Annotated in this window: 14 protein-coding genes; 7 read left to right on the top strand and 7 right to left on the bottom strand. The window is 63.3% G+C overall.

From position 1 onward, the window contains the following. Window positions 1–201: 201 nt before the first annotated feature. Window positions 202–2,703, top strand: coding sequence for a penicillin-binding protein 1A (locus AQ12_RS10010; protein WP_048439706.1), 2,502 nt, complete (start codon window positions 202–204; stop codon window positions 2,701–2,703). A 117-nt stretch (window positions 2,704–2,820) separates the two neighbouring features. Here AQ12_RS10010 and cyaY read toward each other — a convergent pair whose 3' ends face one another. Further along, window positions 2,821–3,147, bottom strand: coding sequence for an iron donor protein CyaY (cyaY, locus tag AQ12_RS10005; protein ID WP_048439705.1), 327 nt, complete (start codon window positions 3,145–3,147; stop codon window positions 2,821–2,823). 12 nt (window positions 3,148–3,159) lie between these two features. Between cyaY and AQ12_RS23530 the strand changes: the two genes are divergently transcribed. Both AQ12_RS23530 and lysA read left to right on the top strand, forming a co-directional pair. After that, window positions 3,160–3,396: a lipoprotein gene (locus AQ12_RS23530; protein ID WP_048439704.1), complete on the top strand. Its 237-nt coding sequence runs from the start codon at window positions 3,160–3,162 to the stop codon at window positions 3,394–3,396. Then, window positions 3,393–4,691, top strand: a complete 1,299-nt coding sequence (gene lysA, locus AQ12_RS09995) for a diaminopimelate decarboxylase (RefSeq protein WP_048439703.1) — start codon at window positions 3,393–3,395, stop codon at window positions 4,689–4,691. The genes AQ12_RS23530 and lysA overlap by 4 nt, the downstream gene beginning before the upstream one ends. On the opposite strand, the gene AQ12_RS09990 is transcribed toward lysA, so the two are convergent. Next, on the bottom strand, window positions 4,627–5,292 hold the full coding sequence (locus AQ12_RS09990) for a sulfite oxidase heme-binding subunit YedZ (protein ID WP_048439702.1): 666 nt from the start codon (window positions 5,290–5,292) through the stop codon (window positions 4,627–4,629). The genes lysA and AQ12_RS09990 overlap by 65 nt on opposite strands. A gap of 126 nt (window positions 5,293–5,418) precedes the next feature. On the opposite strand from AQ12_RS09990, the gene AQ12_RS09985 reads away from it, so the two are divergent. Then, window positions 5,419–5,871, top strand: coding sequence for a CesT family type III secretion system chaperone (locus AQ12_RS09985; RefSeq protein WP_048439701.1), 453 nt, complete (start codon window positions 5,419–5,421; stop codon window positions 5,869–5,871). 9 nt (window positions 5,872–5,880) lie between these two features. Beyond that, complete coding sequence (locus tag AQ12_RS09980; RefSeq protein ID WP_048439700.1) at window positions 5,881–7,788, top strand: hypothetical protein; 1,908 nt, start codon at window positions 5,881–5,883, stop codon at window positions 7,786–7,788. A gap of 31 nt (window positions 7,789–7,819) precedes the next feature. Here the strand turns inward: AQ12_RS09980 and AQ12_RS09975 are convergent, their stop codons facing one another. Further along, window positions 7,820–9,034 carry a DUF4382 domain-containing protein gene (locus AQ12_RS09975; RefSeq protein WP_048439699.1) on the bottom strand — a complete coding sequence of 405 codons (1,215 nt, stop codon included), beginning with the start codon at window positions 9,032–9,034 and terminating at the stop codon, window positions 7,820–7,822. A 221-nt stretch (window positions 9,035–9,255) separates the two neighbouring features. Between AQ12_RS09975 and AQ12_RS09970 the strand changes: the two genes are divergently transcribed. After that, window positions 9,256–9,900, top strand: a complete 645-nt coding sequence (locus tag AQ12_RS09970) for a hypothetical protein (protein WP_152682743.1) — start codon at window positions 9,256–9,258, stop codon at window positions 9,898–9,900. Window positions 9,901–10,006: 106 nt separating this feature from the next. Then, a complete protein-coding gene (locus AQ12_RS22090; RefSeq protein ID WP_161799010.1) occupies window positions 10,007–11,428 on the top strand; it encodes a tetratricopeptide repeat protein in 1,422 nt (473 codons plus the stop codon). A 7-nt stretch (window positions 11,429–11,435) separates the two neighbouring features. On the opposite strand, the gene msrP is transcribed toward AQ12_RS22090, so the two are convergent. The 4 genes from msrP to AQ12_RS09945 all read right to left on the bottom strand — a co-directional run bounded on the left by msrP (window position 11,436) and on the right by AQ12_RS09945 (window position 16,724). Continuing rightward, window positions 11,436–12,434: a protein-methionine-sulfoxide reductase catalytic subunit MsrP gene (gene msrP / locus AQ12_RS09960; protein ID WP_048439807.1), complete on the bottom strand. Its 999-nt coding sequence runs from the start codon at window positions 12,432–12,434 to the stop codon at window positions 11,436–11,438. Between the two features lie 72 nt (window positions 12,435–12,506). Further along, window positions 12,507–13,850, bottom strand: a complete 1,344-nt coding sequence (gene ccsB, locus AQ12_RS09955; protein ID WP_048439697.1) for a c-type cytochrome biogenesis protein CcsB — start codon at window positions 13,848–13,850, stop codon at window positions 12,507–12,509. After that, on the bottom strand, window positions 13,847–15,964 hold the full coding sequence (locus AQ12_RS09950) for a cytochrome c biogenesis protein ResB (protein WP_048439696.1): 2,118 nt from the start codon (window positions 15,962–15,964) through the stop codon (window positions 13,847–13,849). The genes ccsB and AQ12_RS09950 overlap by 4 nt, the downstream gene beginning before the upstream one ends. Before the next feature lie 82 nt (window positions 15,965–16,046). Next, window positions 16,047–16,724 (bottom strand): cytochrome c, encoded by a 678-nt coding sequence (locus AQ12_RS09945; RefSeq protein WP_048439695.1) that lies wholly within the window; start codon window positions 16,722–16,724, stop codon window positions 16,047–16,049. Window positions 16,725–16,738 lie beyond the last annotated feature (14 nt).

Here is a 16,738-nt window from a genome sequence, read left to right as displayed (position 1 = left end):
TTCCGTTTTGACCCCCTCGCAGCGTTGCCAAAAAAAGACGTGCTGACCTGCGATACTTCGCCCGAAGCAGGCGCCGGACACGTCGCAACAAGAGACGGCTTGCGCTGCCACGGAATCCCTTGAAGAGCGGTCCGCAAGAAAGCAGTGCGCCCCTCTGTCTCATTTTTATAATGGTCGCCAGCGACGCTTCCTGGAACCCCAATGCCTCCTGAATCCTCCGATGAGACCGGCGCGTCGAATCCCAAGCCTCGCTCCCGCCCGCCCCGCGCGCCATTGACCGGCTGGAAACGCGTACTGCTGCGCCTGATGCTGTGGACCGGCGGGCTCGCGCTTGCGGCTGGGTCGTCGATTGCCATCATCATCGGCGTCGCCCTGGCCGTCGCGTATCCGAATCTTCCCGATATCTCCGACCTGTCCGATTACCGGCCCAAGCTGCCCCTGCGGGTCTTTTCGGCCGAGGGCGTGCTGATCGGCGAATTCGGCGAAGAGCGCCGCAACCTCACGCCTATCGCCCAGATTCCCAAGGTCATGAAAGACGCGGTTCTGGCCATCGAGGACTCTCGGTTCTATTCGCACGGTGGCGTGGACTACCGGGGCCTCTTGCGGGCAGCGCTGGCCAACCTGGGTCGCGTGAAGAGCCAGGGCGCCTCCACCATCACCATGCAGGTGGCACGAAATGTTTACCTTTCGTCCGAAAAGACCTTCACCCGCAAGTTGTATGAGGTGCTGCTGACCTTCAAGCTCGAGCACGCGCTCAGCAAGGACCAGATCCTGGAGATCTACATGAACCAGATCTTTCTGGGCAACCGGGCCTACGGGTTTGCGGCTGCAGCCGATGCCTATTACGGCAAGGCGATGAAAGACCTGACCATTGCAGAGGCCGCCATGCTGGCAGGCCTGCCCAAGGCGCCGTCTGCCTACAACCCCATCAGCAACCCCACCCGGGCTCGGGCGCGGCAGCTCTACATCATCGAGCGCATGCAGGAAAACGGCTACATCACGGCCGAGGAAGCGATCGAAGCCAAGAAGCAGGAACTGAAGATCCGCTCGGGCATGGACAACACCAAGGTTCACGCCGAGTACATCGCCGAGACCGTGCGCCAGCTGGTTTATGCCCAGTACGGCGATGAGGCCTACACCCGCGGGCTGAACGTCTTCACCACCGTCAAGGCCGAAGAGCAGGACGTGGCGTACAAGGCGCTGCGCAAGGGCATCATGGACTACGAGCGCCGGCAGATCTACCGCGGCCCGGAAGAATTCATCGACCTGCCCGAGGGCTCCAAAGAGGCCGAGGAAGCCATCGACGATGCGCTGGCCGAGCACCCGGACAATGGCGATGTCGTGTCTGCGGTGGTGCTGGAAGCCACGCCCAAACGGATCATCGCCGTGCGCCTGAACAGCGACCGGATCGAAATCACCGGCGAGGGCCTTCGCCCCGCGCAATCCGGGCTGTCCGATAAGGCGCCCCCCAAGATCAAGCTGCGGCGCGGCGCGGTGGTCCGGGTCGTCAAGACGCCCAAGGGCACCTGGGAAATCACGCAACTGCCCGAGGTGGAAGGCGCATTTGTCGCGCTCGACCCGCGAGACGGCGCGATTCGGGCTTTGGTCGGCGGGTTCGACTTCAACAAGAACAAGTTCAACCACGTGACGCAGGCCTGGCGGCAGCCGGGCTCGTCGTTCAAACCTTTCATTTACTCCGCAGCGCTTGAAAAGGGCTTCACGCCCTCAACGGTCGTCAACGACGCGCCGCTGTTCTTCGACGCCGGCGTGACGGGCGGACAACCCTGGGAGCCCAAGAACTACGACGGCAAGTTCGAGGGGCCTATGCAGCTGCACACCGCGCTGGCCAAATCCAAGAACATGGTGTCGATCCGGGTCCTGCAGGCGGTCGGCACCCAGAACGCCCAGGACTGGATCAGCCGGTTCGGCTTCGATGCCGACAAGCATCCGCCCTACCTCACCATGGCGCTGGGTGCCGGCGCCGTCACGCCCATGCAGATGGCCACGGCCTATGCCGTCTTTGCCAACGGCGGCTACCGCGTGAACCCCTGGCTCATCACCAAGATCACAGACCAGCGCGGCAAGGCCATCGTCGAAAGCCAGCCGCCGCTGCCCAATGAATCCGTGCGCGCCATCGACGCCCGCAACGCCTTCATCATGAGCCGGCTGCTGCAGGAGATCACACGGTCCGGCACGGCTGCGCGGGCGCAAGCCACGCTCAAGCGGGTGGACCTGTACGGCAAGACCGGCACGACCAACGACTCCATCGACACCTGGTTCGCTGGCTACCAGCCAACCATTGCCGCCGTGGTCTGGATGGGCTACGACACGCCGCGATCCCTGGGAGACCGGGAGACCGGAGGTGGCCTGAGCCTGCCGGTCTGGATCACCTTCATGGAGACTGCGCTCAAGGGCGTGGCCGTGATGGAGCCGACTGCCCCCGAGGGCGTCGTCAACATGGGCGGCGAGTGGTACTACGAGGAATACGCGCGTGGCGGCGGTGTGAGCAGCCTGGGCGGCGCGTCCGTGGAGGGCGCGGCGCCTGCCGCCCCGAACGGAGCGCCTGCATCGCCTGGGGTGCCTGGGGCGCCAGCGGCCCCCCAGGACAAGAGCCTCATGAATTCCGATGGCCTGCCGCCGAGCCGCCCGCCCACGTCGCCAACGGACGAGCGCAAGAGCATCCTCGATCTGTTCAGGAACTAAAGGCAGTCATTGCGGACTTGATCCGCAATCCATCGTTGATCAAGCGCCGCGTCCGCTTCGCGGTGGATGCCGGATCGGGGTCCGGCATGACAGCCGAACAGCCGTGAGGCGCCTTGATCAAGCGAAGTCGAGTTCCGATCCAGCCTGCTCGCTGGCATAGCGGGCGAGGTTGGCAAAGAACTCGCCATTGCCCTTGGTGTCCATCCAGTTCGCGCCGTCGAACTTGTAGTGAAAGCCGCCGGCCCGGGCGGCCATCCACACCTCCTGCAACGGCTTTTGCAGGTTCACGATGATTTGCGTGCCGTTCGGAAAGGTCATCGTCACCATGCCACCGACCCGCTGGTTGTCGATATCGGCGTCCGATTCGTCATTGATCCGGTCGCACGCAGCTTCGAGGCGGGCCAGCAGCGCTTCGGCGCGATCCATGTATTCAGAGTCGGTCATTACAATTTCACAATGCTCCATGTTTCCCAAATTCTAGTGAGCGCCCGCTTGCGGCGCGTTGGCCTTGCTGCCGCTGTGGTCGCAATGCTCGCCGCTTGCGGCCAGAAAGGTCCCCTCTTCCTGCCGACCGGTGAGAGCGCGCAAGGTCGCGCCACCCTGCCGCAGATCATCAATCCCCAGGGGCCGGCGGCTGCAGCTTCTGCGCCGAACACACCGACGGGCACTGCCAACCCGGCACCCCGCCCATGAGCCAGTCAACCACGTCGCAGCACCACCTCCCCGGCCACCCGCACTTCCAGACCCGCGACGGGGAATTGTTCGCCGAGGATGTTTCGCTGGCGGGACTCGCCCGCGAGCACGGCACGCCCCTTTTTGTTTATTCGAAGTCGTCGATGCTGGAGGCGCTCGCGGCCTATCAGCGCGGCTTTGCGGGACGCAAGGCGAAGATCTGCTACGCGATGAAGGCCAACTCCTCGCTGGGCATCCTCCAGGTTTTCGCGCAGGCCGGGTGCGGCTTTGACATCGTCTCGGGCGGCGAACTCGAGCGCGTGCTGGCCGTGGGTGCCAAAGGCAGCGACATCATCTTATCCGGCGTGGGCAAGACGCGCGCCGAAATGCGCCGCGCGCTCGAAGTCGGCATCGGCTGCTTCAACGTCGAGAGCGAAGGCGAACTCGAAGTGCTCAACGAAGTCGCGATCAGTCTTGGCCAGGTGGCGCCCGTCAGTATTCGCGTCAATCCCGACGTCGATCCCAAGACCCATCCCTACATCTCCACCGGGCTCAAAGGCAACAAGTTCGGCGTGGCGCATGAGCGCACTGTCGCAACTTACCAGCGCGCTGCCTCGTTGCCAGGCCTGAAGGTCGTGGGTATCGACTGCCACATCGGCTCGCAGATCACCGATGAAAGCCCTTACCTCGATGCGATGGATCGCGTGCTCGACCTCGTGCAGGCCATCGAGGCGGCAGGCATCGCGCTGCAGCACATCGACTTCGGCGGCGGCCTGGGCATCAGCTACAACGGCGACCAGCCACCTGCCGCCGATGCGCTGTGGGCCAAGCTCCTGGCCAAGCTCGATGCGCGCGGCTTCGGCGACCGGCACTTCATGATCGAGCCGGGCCGTTCGCTGGTGGGCAATGCCGGCGTGTGCGTGACCGAAGTGCTGTACCTCAAGCCCGGTGAGCACAAGAACTTCTGCATCGTCGACGCAGCCATGAACGACTTGCCGCGACCCGCGATGTATCAGGCCTTTCATGCCGTGGTGCCGGTGAAGTCGGGCGATGCGCCGGCGCACACCTGGGACATCGTCGGCCCGGTCTGCGAAAGCGGCGACTGGATCGCTCGTGACCGCCTGCTGCACGTTCGACCGGGCGACCTGCTGGCCGTGATGTCAGCAGGTGCGTATTGCATGAGCATGGCCAGCAACTACAACACGCGTGGACGCGCAGCTGAAGTGCTGGTCGATGGCGCGAAGTCCTGGCTTATCCGCGAGCGCGAGACCGCGCAGGACCAGATGCGCCCCGAGCGCCTCGTACCTTCAACCTGAAGTAGTGAACGACGCGCCATCCAAGCAGCACAGCGAGGATGGCCGCGTACACGGCAACTTCTGCGAAGTCGTTCTTGCCCGCACGCATCCAGAAGAAGTGCAGGATCGAAAGACCTGCAATCACATAGACGAGCTTGTGAAGCATCTGCCAGCGGCGCGCGCCCATCGCTTTCACGGCCTTGTTCAATGAGGTCAGCGCCAGCGGCGTGAGCAGCAAAAACGCCGCGAACCCGACCAGGATGAACGGGCGCTTCGCGATGTCTTTGGCGATATCGCCCACATCGAGCTGCATGTCGAACACCGCGTAGCCCAGCAGGTGCATGAACGCATAGAAATAAACGAAGAGTCCGACCATCCGGCGAAAACGCGCGAGCGCAGGCGTGCCGGTGATGACACGTAGCGGCGTCACAGCGAGCGTGAGGCAGAGGAACCTGAGTGTCCAGTCGCCGAGCGAGCGGATGAGGTGCTCGGCAGGGTTGGCGCCGAGGTTGTCGGTGACGGCTGCATAGACGAGCCAGGCGAAGGGCAACAGCGATGCCATGAACAGCACCGGCTTGGCGGCCGGATGCATGAGGGCCTTGGAAACGCGGGGCAGATGCATGAGGGGTTGGTCCTTGGGAGTATCCGACTTTAGTCGGTGCGAAGCTGCTTTCCTTACCGGGCCGGCAAGCGCAATGGAACGCTATGGAACGCGGCGTTACCAACTGGCAGTCCTCAAGGAAATGCCGTGACCACCACCACCGCCAACACCTACAACGAGTTGATTCATGCGTTCGCAGCGCACGTCGGCCTGGATGGCAGCTTGCTCGCCAAAACCCAGGAACTGGTGATCGACGACCTGCTCGTCGGCCTGGCCTGCGAGGGTACGCAGGAGATGGGCGACCTCCTGTATTTCGTCAACCTGGGGGCACCATCGCCTGAAAGTGCGCCTGCTGTGTATCGCACTTTGCTGCATGCCAACAACATGTGGGCCGGCACAGGCGGGGCCACGCTGGGGGTGCAGGCCGATACCGGCGACGTCATCCTCGCAGGGCGCATCGACTTGAATGAAGTCACGGCCCAGGGGCTTGCCGCGATGCTCGATGGGTTTGCCGACACAGGCCAATTCTGGAAGAGATTCGTCGCCGGAGAAGTCGATCTGGGTGAAGAGACCACCATGCCAGTGGGCATGCGAGTCTGAGAGGCCGCCATGAACGCCAGCAACGACAACTTCCGCCTGCACCCAGGGCTCAGGCCCACTGTCGGCATAGCCGATGTCAGGAGCGTTTCGCTCCACGACATTCATGCGCCTGCGCCCGACGATGTCGTGCAGGCTCCACAAGCCAGCGGACTGCGCGGCAGGCAGATCAGGATCGGCGACGGCGTGGCTCGCAACCAGACCCTCAGCCTCGGACAAAAAGCGTGGACTTTCTTCAAGACGGCCATGAAGCCCATTGGCTTCGTCGTGGCCGCACCCCTGGTCGGCTCCCTGGTTGTCGCCCTGGGCGCAGCGGTGGTGGTGGTGAAGTCGGTCAATCTGGTCGGACGGCTGGCCAACCAGTACATCTTCGAGCCTCGGGCGGAGCGCAAGTATCGCCAGGCCAACCGCGCGTTGATCACCGAGCTTGAAAAACCGCGTCCAGGCAGTGTGCTCCAACGAACAGGGATCGCATCCAGCCTGCACATGCATGCGATCAAAAACGGCGACCGCCTCTCAAGAGAAGAGATCGAAAAGCTGGTTGCGATGGGCGAAAACATCGCCGCTGCGTTGCAGCACAGCGATGGCAGCTTGCCGCTGTTCTTCAATGGCTTCCCCGTCACCTCCAACACCTACACGACGCGCGCGCTCGCCTGGTACCTGATGGCAACCGCCGCCAGCCAGGACCTGGACCGCAAGGAAGATGGCCTCTTCGCCAAGACCAGCGACATGGTGAGCGCTGGCTCCATCCTGTTGAAGGACCCGGGCGGGAAGATCTACAACTTCAAGAACAGCGCGCCGACTTCCTGCTCGCGCATGTCCACGCATTTCGCCGAACGCACACTGCCCGGCGAGAAGCACAAGGCGCTCGGATTCATTCCGACCGGCAAGCCGCGCCAGCGCGGTATCGAAGACTACGCGAGCAAGCTGCCCGGCGAGGGCGGCTCGATGCTGTTCGACAGGCTGCAAGATGACGTGCTGTTCATCAAGATCGAGGAAGGAGGATGCCCCCCCTACTTCCAGCAGGAACCGGGTCAGGGCGTGCTGGCGCCTCTTGCGGGCATCTGCCGCTTCTTTCATGCGCTTGATCGCAATGTGGACCACAGCATCAGTTTCGCCACCACCAAACTGATTCCACCTTCCAGCGACCGCGTGGTGCGGCAGGAGCACCTGCACAAGGGCGCACTCAAGGCCACGGTCGACAACGAATTCAACTGCCTTGTTCAGGATGCCATCGCCAACGGAATCATCCAGGACGATGCGAAAGCGATCGGCAAGTCGGCTCACAGGTTCGGCCTGCCCTATGTGAATCAGGCGATCAGGCAAATTCGCGAACAGGCACTCAGGCTTGAGGCTGCGGGAACGGATGCAACTCGTTGCCAGGCTGTGATCCGCCAATGCGACGCCGCGCTTGCGCTGACGAGCAACGAAGCAGCCAAGGCAGGCGTCGACCGGGGGATCGAGCGCAAGGCCTTTGAAGTGCACATCACCCTGCCGGACTTCGGCCCAGGGAAAGAAGGAATCAGTGCGCCAATCGTCCCGCCGTCACCGGGCACCCCAGAGGGTGCCGCGTTCAGGTCGATGACTGCGGCGAACCTGGCGTTCACGCAGTTCAGGAAGAGAAGCAGCCGCGAGCTTGCCGAGACAGTCGTTCGCGCAACCGGGGACTTCGCCGCCTACAAAGCGACCGGAAGTCGCAACTCGCATGTCGACCGCGAGTCGTGGGCTTTCAGGCGCCAGCTGGCCATCAACCTGAAGCCTTCAAACTTCAGACAGTTTCTGGCCTGGCTGCCTGTCGAACAATACGCCAGCTTCAGCGCCGACCTGCGCTCCCTCAACCTGATCGAGGAAAGCAAGTTGGTCGCCCGAAGACTGGAGGAGGTGCAGGTGGACATTCCCCCTCCACCTCCGCTGCCATAAGAACAAAGAGGCGATGACCGGAACTTCCGGATCAGTAGCCGAAGTTCACCGTGACAGCCGAGCTTGCGCTCACGTCAGCTGGCTTGTCCTGCGTCGCGCGGCCGGGTGCCTGGATCTGGATCGTGTACTTGCCCGCACCTGCAGTGTCCGCCGTCCAGGTCAGTGCTGAGCCGGCAGCGTACGCAGCCTTCACAGGCGCAGCAACCGGCACACGGAACTGGTAGCTCGCCAGGAGACCATCGACCGGCTTGCTCGCCACTTCGATCGTCGGCCCACCCGTCAGTGCCTGCAGGGCGCGCGCGGTTGCGTCGGTGACCAACACCGGCGGTATCGCAGTCCCTGAGGTGACCACGCCGCCAATATCAGCCATCGTGCTCGTCGGCAAGGTGATCGCCGTGGTCGGGGTGCTCACGACCGTGGGTGTCGAGCCGCTCGGAACACCGGTGACGACGCCGGTTGCATGGGCATCCGACGTGATCACCAGCGTATAGGTCCCGATCGGCAGGTACGGAAGCGCGAAATTGCCGGTGGCGTCCGGTGTGGTGGAGCGAACGGTGACACCGTTTTGCTGCGCGGCCACGGTCGTCTTGGCGAGCGGCAGGGTCGTGGCGACCGCACCCTGGATGGTCGAGCTGGTGACGCGCGGCAGCACCGTCATCACGGGCTTGAGGATGTACTGCCCCGAGTTGCCTGCCTTCACGACCGACTTGCAGGCGTCGAAGTCAAGCACGAGGTCCGCTGTCTGACCGGAGGCCACGACGAAGTTCGCCTGCAGCTTCAGGCCGCTTTGCTGTCCGCTTGGCGTGGTGAGCGCAGTCACGGCGCCACCCGTCGGCTGGACAGCGTTGGCCGTGGCGTTCGTTCCTGAGTTAGCCGACAACACCAGCCGGATCTGCGAATACGAACCGGCTGCGAGTTGGGTGCTGCCCAGTTCCTCCAGCGCGCCATTGGTGAGCGCAAGCAGGTCGACCCGCCTGGGCGTGGCCAGCGTGATTTCGGCCCAGCCGGTGTCAGCGTCAGCAGCCGACGAACTCTGGTGGACGCGGACTTTCTCGACCGTGACCCACACATGGTCATAGCCACAGGACGGCGCATCGGTGAGCGCGACCCGCAGGGTTCCATCGGCAGCAGCGCTGCTGCCGCCTCCGCCGCCCCCGCCGCAGGCGGCCAGGACAGCCGCCGCAACCGCTGCAGCAGACCATTGCAGACCACGCACCCACCGCACTTTTGTGTTTTCGAATTCCATGACAACTCCATGTGTAGGGTCGCGATGGTGGGGGCAATGCCTGAGGCGCAGATTGCCGGATGTCACAAGACGATTCCGGCAGGAACAAGAGAGTGTTGCTTGCTTACAAGTGTCACGACGGCGAGCTACTTTCGCGCACGCCAACCTCTTGATTCAAGTCAAAGCGCGTCAACCCGCTCCACAGGAAGATGACTTTCGATACAAACGAAATGGAGACCACCATGACCCTTCAAGGCTTTTCGTCACCGATGCCCCTGGCGAGGATCGGCCTCGCCGCCCTGCTGCTCTCGGGTTGCGCGAGCGCGCCGCCCTCGGCCCAGCGCTACGTGCCGCCGCCGGTCGGCGCCACGGTCGAATACCGGATGGTCAACACGGGCAGTTTTGGCAGCACCAGCGGCCCGCTGATCATGAAAGTCTCCGAGGCCCCGTACGAAGGCCGCATGCTGCGCAGGTACGACACACCCAGCGGCTGGACACTGCAAAGCCCCCAGGCAGGCACCGTGGCCGCGTTCAATCCGCAGGGCCAGCCGTTGATGCGATACAACCCGCCGCTGGACTTCAACTTCCCGTTCTTCGTCGGCAAGACCTGGGCGGTGGACCACGAACTCACGGTTGGCGCCAGCAACAAGATGCCGATGAAGACTTCATGGAAGGTCGAAGCTTATGAAGACATCACCGTACCGGCCGGCACCTTCAAGGCGTGGCGGGTTGTGATGACCGACAACTTCGGCTTCCGGCAGACCAACTGGTCGATGCCCGACACGGTCGGCATGTTTGCCAAGCGCATCTCAGAGCGTCCACGCGGGCATCCACAAGGCGAAGGCACGCAGGTGCTGGAGATGACGAAGCTGCCTGCCGTGCGATAGGCGGGGCGGGCTCGCGCCCCAAAAATCCCGAGAATAGCTTAGGTCCGTTCGCAGCAATCTCTGGTAGCCTGCCCCACGCATCGACCCAACAATGGAGCGCACGGACATGGGCACACCCACAATCGAGCACGCGGAGGCCGGGAAAACCGGATGGGTGGGCCATTTCCATCGAGCCAAGGGGTGGGTCGTCGCCGTTGCCGGTGTCGGCGCCGTACTCAGTGGGCTTGTGGGCTACTACACCACCTACAAGACTGTTGCGGGCAAGCCGGAGACATCAGCCACGGTAACCCCGCCGGCCGCAGCCGCTGTCAATCCGCTGTCGGTCGCAGTGCTGCCGTTCAGCAACCTCACCGGCGATCCGGCGCAGAGCTACGTGGCTGATGGGCTCACGGCCAGCGTGACAGCCGACCTCGCGCGCATCCGCGATGCGTTCATCGTCAACGTCGCGACCGCGGCCGCTGCGGTGAAGGATAAATCCGCTACCGCGCAACAGGTGGGTCGTGAGCTCGGCGTGCGCTTCGTGTTGCAAGGCTCGGTGCAGCGCTCGTCAGACACGCTGCGCATCAGCGCCCAGCTGGCCGACACGCAATCGAATGCGCAGCTATGGACCGAGACCTTCGAAGGCCGCTCCAACGACTTGTTTGCGCTGCAGGACCAGGTGACCACGCGCATCGGCAACAGCATCGGGCGCGAGATGGTCATCGTGTCGGCCCGTGACAGCCAGATGCAAAAAGGCAGCACGCCCAAGGTGGCCGACCTGATGCTTCGCGCGATGGCGCTGCGCCTCAATCCCAGGACGCCGGATTTCTTTCCCAAGGTGCAGGCAGCGTGGCGCGATGTACTGGCGCTGGAGCCAAACAACCCGTCGGCCATGAGCGCCCTCGCAGCCTCCCTCGGCCTGCAGGCGCAGTACTTCAGCCATACCCTGGCTCCGGCGGCCCGCGAACCGCAGTTCCAGGAGTCACGCCGCCTCGCGCTGGCGGCGAAACTCATCGATCCTGACAACGCGCTCGTCTATGTGGCCCTCGCCATGTACGCGGAGGCACATGACGACTATCCCGGACAACTCCAGGCATCGGAAACCTACCTGGCGCTCTCCCCGAAGGAGCCCCTCGCCCATAACCTGCTGGGCCACACACTGGCCTTCGGCGGGCAGTACGAGAAGGCGCGCGATCTGCTGCTCAAGGGCATCGCCCTGGACCCGAAGCACCCCATCGACCAGCTCGCCTTCAACCTGGGATGGGTCAGCTTCATGATGGGCGACGATGACGCCTGCATCGGGTACTTCAGGCGGGTGGTCGAGAACAATCCGACCTTCTTCGACGCCCATGGCTGGATGGCGATGGCATATACCCGCAAGGGCGACGCGCCAAGGGCGAAAGAGGCCGCCGAAGCGCTGATGAAGGTGGACCCGAAGCGCAGCTTCCAGACGCGCCGCAAACCCATGGCATCAGCGCCACCCGATTACCGGAAGTTCTACGACGAGGTGTACCTGCCTGTCGGCCGGAAGGCGGGCGTGGTCGCGTGAAGGGTGACTAGAAATTCTTCTTCAAATCCATGCCCGCGTACATCTGTCCCACCTGCGCCTCATAGCCGTTGAACATCAGCGTCTTGTGCTTTTTGGCAAACAGGCCCGCGCCATCGCCGATGCGGCGCTCGGTGGCTTGCGACCAGCGCGGGTGATCCACGTTTGGGTTCACGTTGCTGTAGAAGCCGTACTCGTTGGCCGCTGACTTGTTCCAGGCGGTCTTCGGCTCGCGGTCGGTGAAGCGGATGCGCACGATGCTCTTGGCGCTCTTGAAGCCGTACTTCCACGGCACGACCAGCCGCACCGGGGCGCCGTTCTGGTTCGGCAGCACTTCGCCATACATGCCGAAGGTGAGAAGGGTGAGTGGGTTCATCGCTTCATCCAGGCGCAGCGCTTCCACATACGGCCAATCGAGCACGCGCGAGTTGATGCCCGGCATCGTCGCCTTGTCGGCCAGCGTGATGAACTCGACGTACTTCGCGTTGCCCAGAGGCTCGACCTTTTCGATCAGCTTGGCCATCGAATAGCCGACCCAGGGGATCACCATCGACCAACCCTCGACGCAGCGCATGCGATAGATGCGCTCCTCCTGCGCACTCAGCTTGATCAGGTCTTCAATCTGGTACTTCGCCGGCTTCTTCACCAGCCCGTCAACTTCGACGACCCAGGGTTTGGTCTTGAGCGTGTGGGCGTTCTCGGCAGGATCGGACTTGTCGGTGCCGAACTCGTAGTAGTTGTTGTAGGTCGAGGCGTCCTTGTAGTCGGTCACCTTTTCCATCGTCGCGGCGCCGGCGACTGCCGACTTGCCGCCTGGCAATGCGCCAAGCTTGTTGGGTCGCACGGTCTGCGCGAACGCTTCACGCGAGGCCCAGGTCGCCAAGGCGGCGCCAGCGACACCCGTCGCCATCAGCCGCAGGAGCTCGCGCCGGTTCTGGTAGGCCGAGATCGGCGTGATCTCGCTGGATACCGGGTGGATGAATCCGTTGTCGTGGCTCTTGATCAGCATCATGGTTTCCTTGTACTTGCCGTTGGTCTAAGTACGCACGGCATTCTTACAAGGATTCAGAATCCCTGCCGGCTACAACGTTCCGTAGCTATGCAGCCCCGACAGGAACATGTTCACGCCCAGGAAAGCAAACGTCGTCACTGCGAGCCCGGCCAGCGCCCACCAGGCAGACACGGTCCCGCGCAGCCCCTTCATGAGCCGCATGTGCAGCCAGGCCGCGTAGTTGAGCCAGACGATCAGCGCCCAGGTCTCCTTGGGGTCCCAGCTCCAGTAGCCGCCCCATGCTTCGGCGGCCCAGAGCGCGCCCAGCACGGTGGCGATGGTGAAGAACGCAAATCCGACCGCGATCGACTTGTACATCACGTCGTCGAGGATTTCGAACGAAGGCAGCCGTGCGGCGATTCGGCGGCGGCCCAGCAGGATGCCCGCGGCAATCAAGGACGAAATCAGCGCATAGCCGACCCAGTAGCTGCCGCCCGCCTCTGCGATACCACGCTGGCGGAATGCGATCGGCACGAAGCACAGCGCAAAGCCGAGCAGCCACAAAGGCGTGAGCTTGCGCCACTGCGTCTCGGTGGCTTGCTGCTTGATGAGGTAGGCGAATGCAACCATCGCCGCCAGCGAAAACGTGCCGTAGCCCACGAAGTTGGCAGGCACATGCAGCTTCATCCACCAGCTCTTCAGGGCCGGAACCAGTGGCTGGATTTCATGCGCCTCGCGCACGACCGTGTACCAGAGCAGGAAGCCGACGGCGGCACTGACCACCAGCATCACGAACGCGCCCAGCGACCGCGTGTCGTACTGGTCTTCAAAGTACAGGTAGAACGTGGTCGTCATCCAGCAGAACATGACGAAGACTTCGTAGAGGTTGCTGACCGGGATGTGCCCGACGTCGGCGCCGATCAGGTAGCTTTCGTACCAGCGAACCATCGTGCCGATAAGCGCCATGCCCACCGCAGCCCACGCGATGCGCGAGCCCAACCGTTCCATCGTGGCGCTCTCGCGCGGCGCAACCATGCCAATCCAGTAGAAGACGGTGCTCATGAAGAACAGCACGCTCATCCACAGGATGGCCGACTGGCTCGACAAAAAGTACTTCAGCCAGAACACGGTTTCGGCGCGCGCGAGGTTGCCGTCATAAGCCGCGATGGCCAGCAGCGAAAAGCTGGCAACCACCAGCATGAGCGAACGAAGCGGCCGCCAGAACCAGCCGACCCAGATGGCCGCCGGGACCGTGCCGATGAGAATGCCCTTCTCATAGACATCCATGTACGCCGCATATCGGGTGAAGGCAAAGAGGCCGCCCGCGATCACCAGCGCAGCAAACACCCAGTCGAACCAGTTGCGGCGCGACAGGAAGCTGTCGTTCAGGGAGATGGTGGTCGCGGAGGTCGTCGTTGAGGTAGCGGTGTTCATGGCTGGAGCCCCAATAGTTTTTGCTTGAGCCGGTCGAACTCGCGGTCGGTATCCATCATCTTGCGGTTGCTCGACAGCGCCATGCTGGCCTGAGTTTGCCCGTCCCGCTCGGACAACCAGATCCAGACCCGGCGCTCCCGAACATAAAGCATTGCGAATACCCCCAGTATCAACAGTGCGCATCCGAGGTAAACGATGTTCTTGCCCGGGCCGCGCGTCACCTGGAACACACTGGCCTGGACCTGCGTGAAGTCTTTGAGCTGGAAAGCCATCGGCACCGGATAAGCCTGTGCGTCACTGAGCGCGAGCACGGCCTGGTTCATGAAGCCCTGTGTCTTTTCGTTGGGTTCGAGCGGCTTTTGTCCCGAACGTTCACGCGACAGCTGCGCCAGTTCGAACAGCGCGCCGTTGAGGATTCGCACCAGCACCTCGCCGGCCCGGTTGCGTTCTGCTTCCGGAACGTTGGCTTCCATGAAGTCAGAGATCGCCTGCAGGCCGCCCGTGGGTTTGCCAGTTGCCGGCTGGCCGTCACCGGCAAACAGGCCGAGCGCCTTGCCCGCCGACGCTGCAAGCTGCGCCTGCAGTTCAGGGCGCGATGAATCGGTCGCCTTGGCCGAATAGCGCTTCACCGCGAGGTCGCGCATCCCGGGATCGGACAGCGCGGCGCGCAGCTGCACAAAGCCATCGATAGCGCCCTGGTCGTCGGCTGGGACGCGCAGATACCGAAACTGCTCGGCCGGTGTGTCGCGCACGCCCATGAGGTAGACGGGCACGCCATCGCCCATGTCCACCGGAAGCATGTAGTTGTGGAATTCGCGGGCCTGCCCCGCGCCGTCGCGCAGCTTGTAGCTGATGCTCGGGCCGACGTTGCGCAATTCTTTCTTCGTCGCCGTCTTGTTGGCGGCGCCCATGCGCGATTCGAGCGATGAGCGCAGGTCAACCTTGCGCGCATCAGCGCCACTGGCACTGTTGCCGCCGAAATTCTCGACATTGATGACACGCAGGCCGGTGTACTCCAGCGTCATCTTGTCTGCGCCTTCGCCGGGGCCTTTGGTGAGCTGCGAGGTACCGCCGATCACGCCTTCGATCTCGAACGGCTTGGCGCCGACGTGGATAGGCACGGACTTGAGTTTGACGCTGGAGCCGCCGTCATCAAAGCTGGATTGGTAGATCTCGATGCCGCGATGGCTGGCCGGATGGTTCACCTCGACGCGCGCAGGGATCTTTTCACCCGTCTCGCGGTCGTGGATCACGATCTCGCTGGCGAACAGCTTGGGCATGCCGGTGGAGTAGTGCTCGACGATGAACTTCTTGAGTTCGATCGAAAACGGCAGCTCCTGCAGCACGATGCCATCGGACTGGTTCAGGATGGCAGTGCCGGACTGCGTGCCTTCGGCCACCAGCAGGTTGCCGCGAAAGGTGGGATTGGTCGCCGGCAGCCGGTGCTCGGGCTTCACATCGGCGATCATGCCGCCGCCGGCATAGGGCGTGATTCCGCCGAAGAACATCTGGGCTCGCACGATCAGGTCGCCATCGAGCAGGCCGCCCAGGCACACCAGAACGATCGCGCTGTGCGCAGCGATGTAACCCAGCTTGTTGGCAGCACCGGCCTTGGCCGCCACCATCCAGCCGTTGTCGCGCGCCTGCAGCTTGACCTTCCAGCCGCCGCCGGCCAGCGTGGCCCCGATGCGCCGTGCGGCCGTTTCGGTCGGCTCCGTGCCCAGCGCTGCCTGCGCGCGATGGTGGAAAGCCTGCAGGCTCTGCTCGCGCAGGTTCTCCTTGTAGGCCTTGAGGTCGGAAACGATCTTGGGTGTGTTGCGCGCAATGCAAAGCGAAGTGCTGATCACCAGGAATGCCAGGATCAGCAGGAACCACCAGGCGCTGTAGACCGCATTGAGCTTGAGTGCCAGAAACAGCTCGGCCCAGAACGGCCCGAACTGGTTGACGTAGTTCGTGAGGGGTTCGGCCTGCTTGAGCACCGTGCCGATGACCGACGCGATGCAGATGACTGTCAGCAGCGAGATCGAAAACCGCATGGACGACAGCAACTCCACGGCGGTCCGCAATGCTTGCGATCCGGTGCGAATCTGGAGGCCCTGGGTGGAGACAGTCATCGGCTCTGGTGGTGAAATCGAAAAAAAGGCGGGCCCTCCACGGAGGCGCCCGCCTTTTTAGGTCTGGTTGGCGGCGCTTAGTTCAACGCAAGCCGGCGATGTAGTCAGACACCGCGCGAATTTCGCGGTCGTTCATGCGGGCGGCGATCAGCTTCATCTGGACGCTGTTGGGACGCTGGCCGTCACGGAAGCCCTTGAGCTGGGCATCGGTGTAGTCGGCATGCTGGCCAGACAGGCGCGGGAACTGCGCAGGGATGCCGGCGCCATTAGGGCTGTGGCAACCGGCACAGGCTGCGACCTGGCGATCGGGGATGCCGCCGCGGTAGATGCGCTCGCCCAGCGTGACGAGTTCCTTGTCCTTGGCGAAACCGGCCTTGCCCTTTTGCGAACCTGCCCAGTAAGCGATGTTCTTCATGTCCGCATCGGTCAACTGCGACGCCATCGGCTGCATGATTGCGTTGGGACGCTTGCCGGCCTTGAATTCCTGCAATTGCTTCAGGAGGTATTCGGGGTGTTGCTGCGCCAGCTTCGGGTTGACCGGAATCCCCGAGTTACCGTCGGCGCCGTGGCACGACGCGCAAACCGCTGCGTACTTGGCGCTGCCGGCATTGAGGTCTGGCTTGGCGGAGACAGGCGCTGCAGGAACTGCAGGGGCCGCCGGCGCAGCGGAAGCAGCGGGTGCGGCCGGAGCAGCTTGTGCGAAGACGGCGACAGGGGCTGCCAGCAAGGCGGCCAGTAGCAGGGAAGCGAGCGACTTCATATTCTTGGGGATCG

Source organism: Caenimonas sp. SL110, assembly GCF_001044395.1.
Classification (GTDB): Bacteria; Pseudomonadota; Gammaproteobacteria; order Burkholderiales; family Burkholderiaceae_C; genus Ramlibacter.
This window is presented reverse-complemented; position numbering and strand designations above follow the sequence as displayed.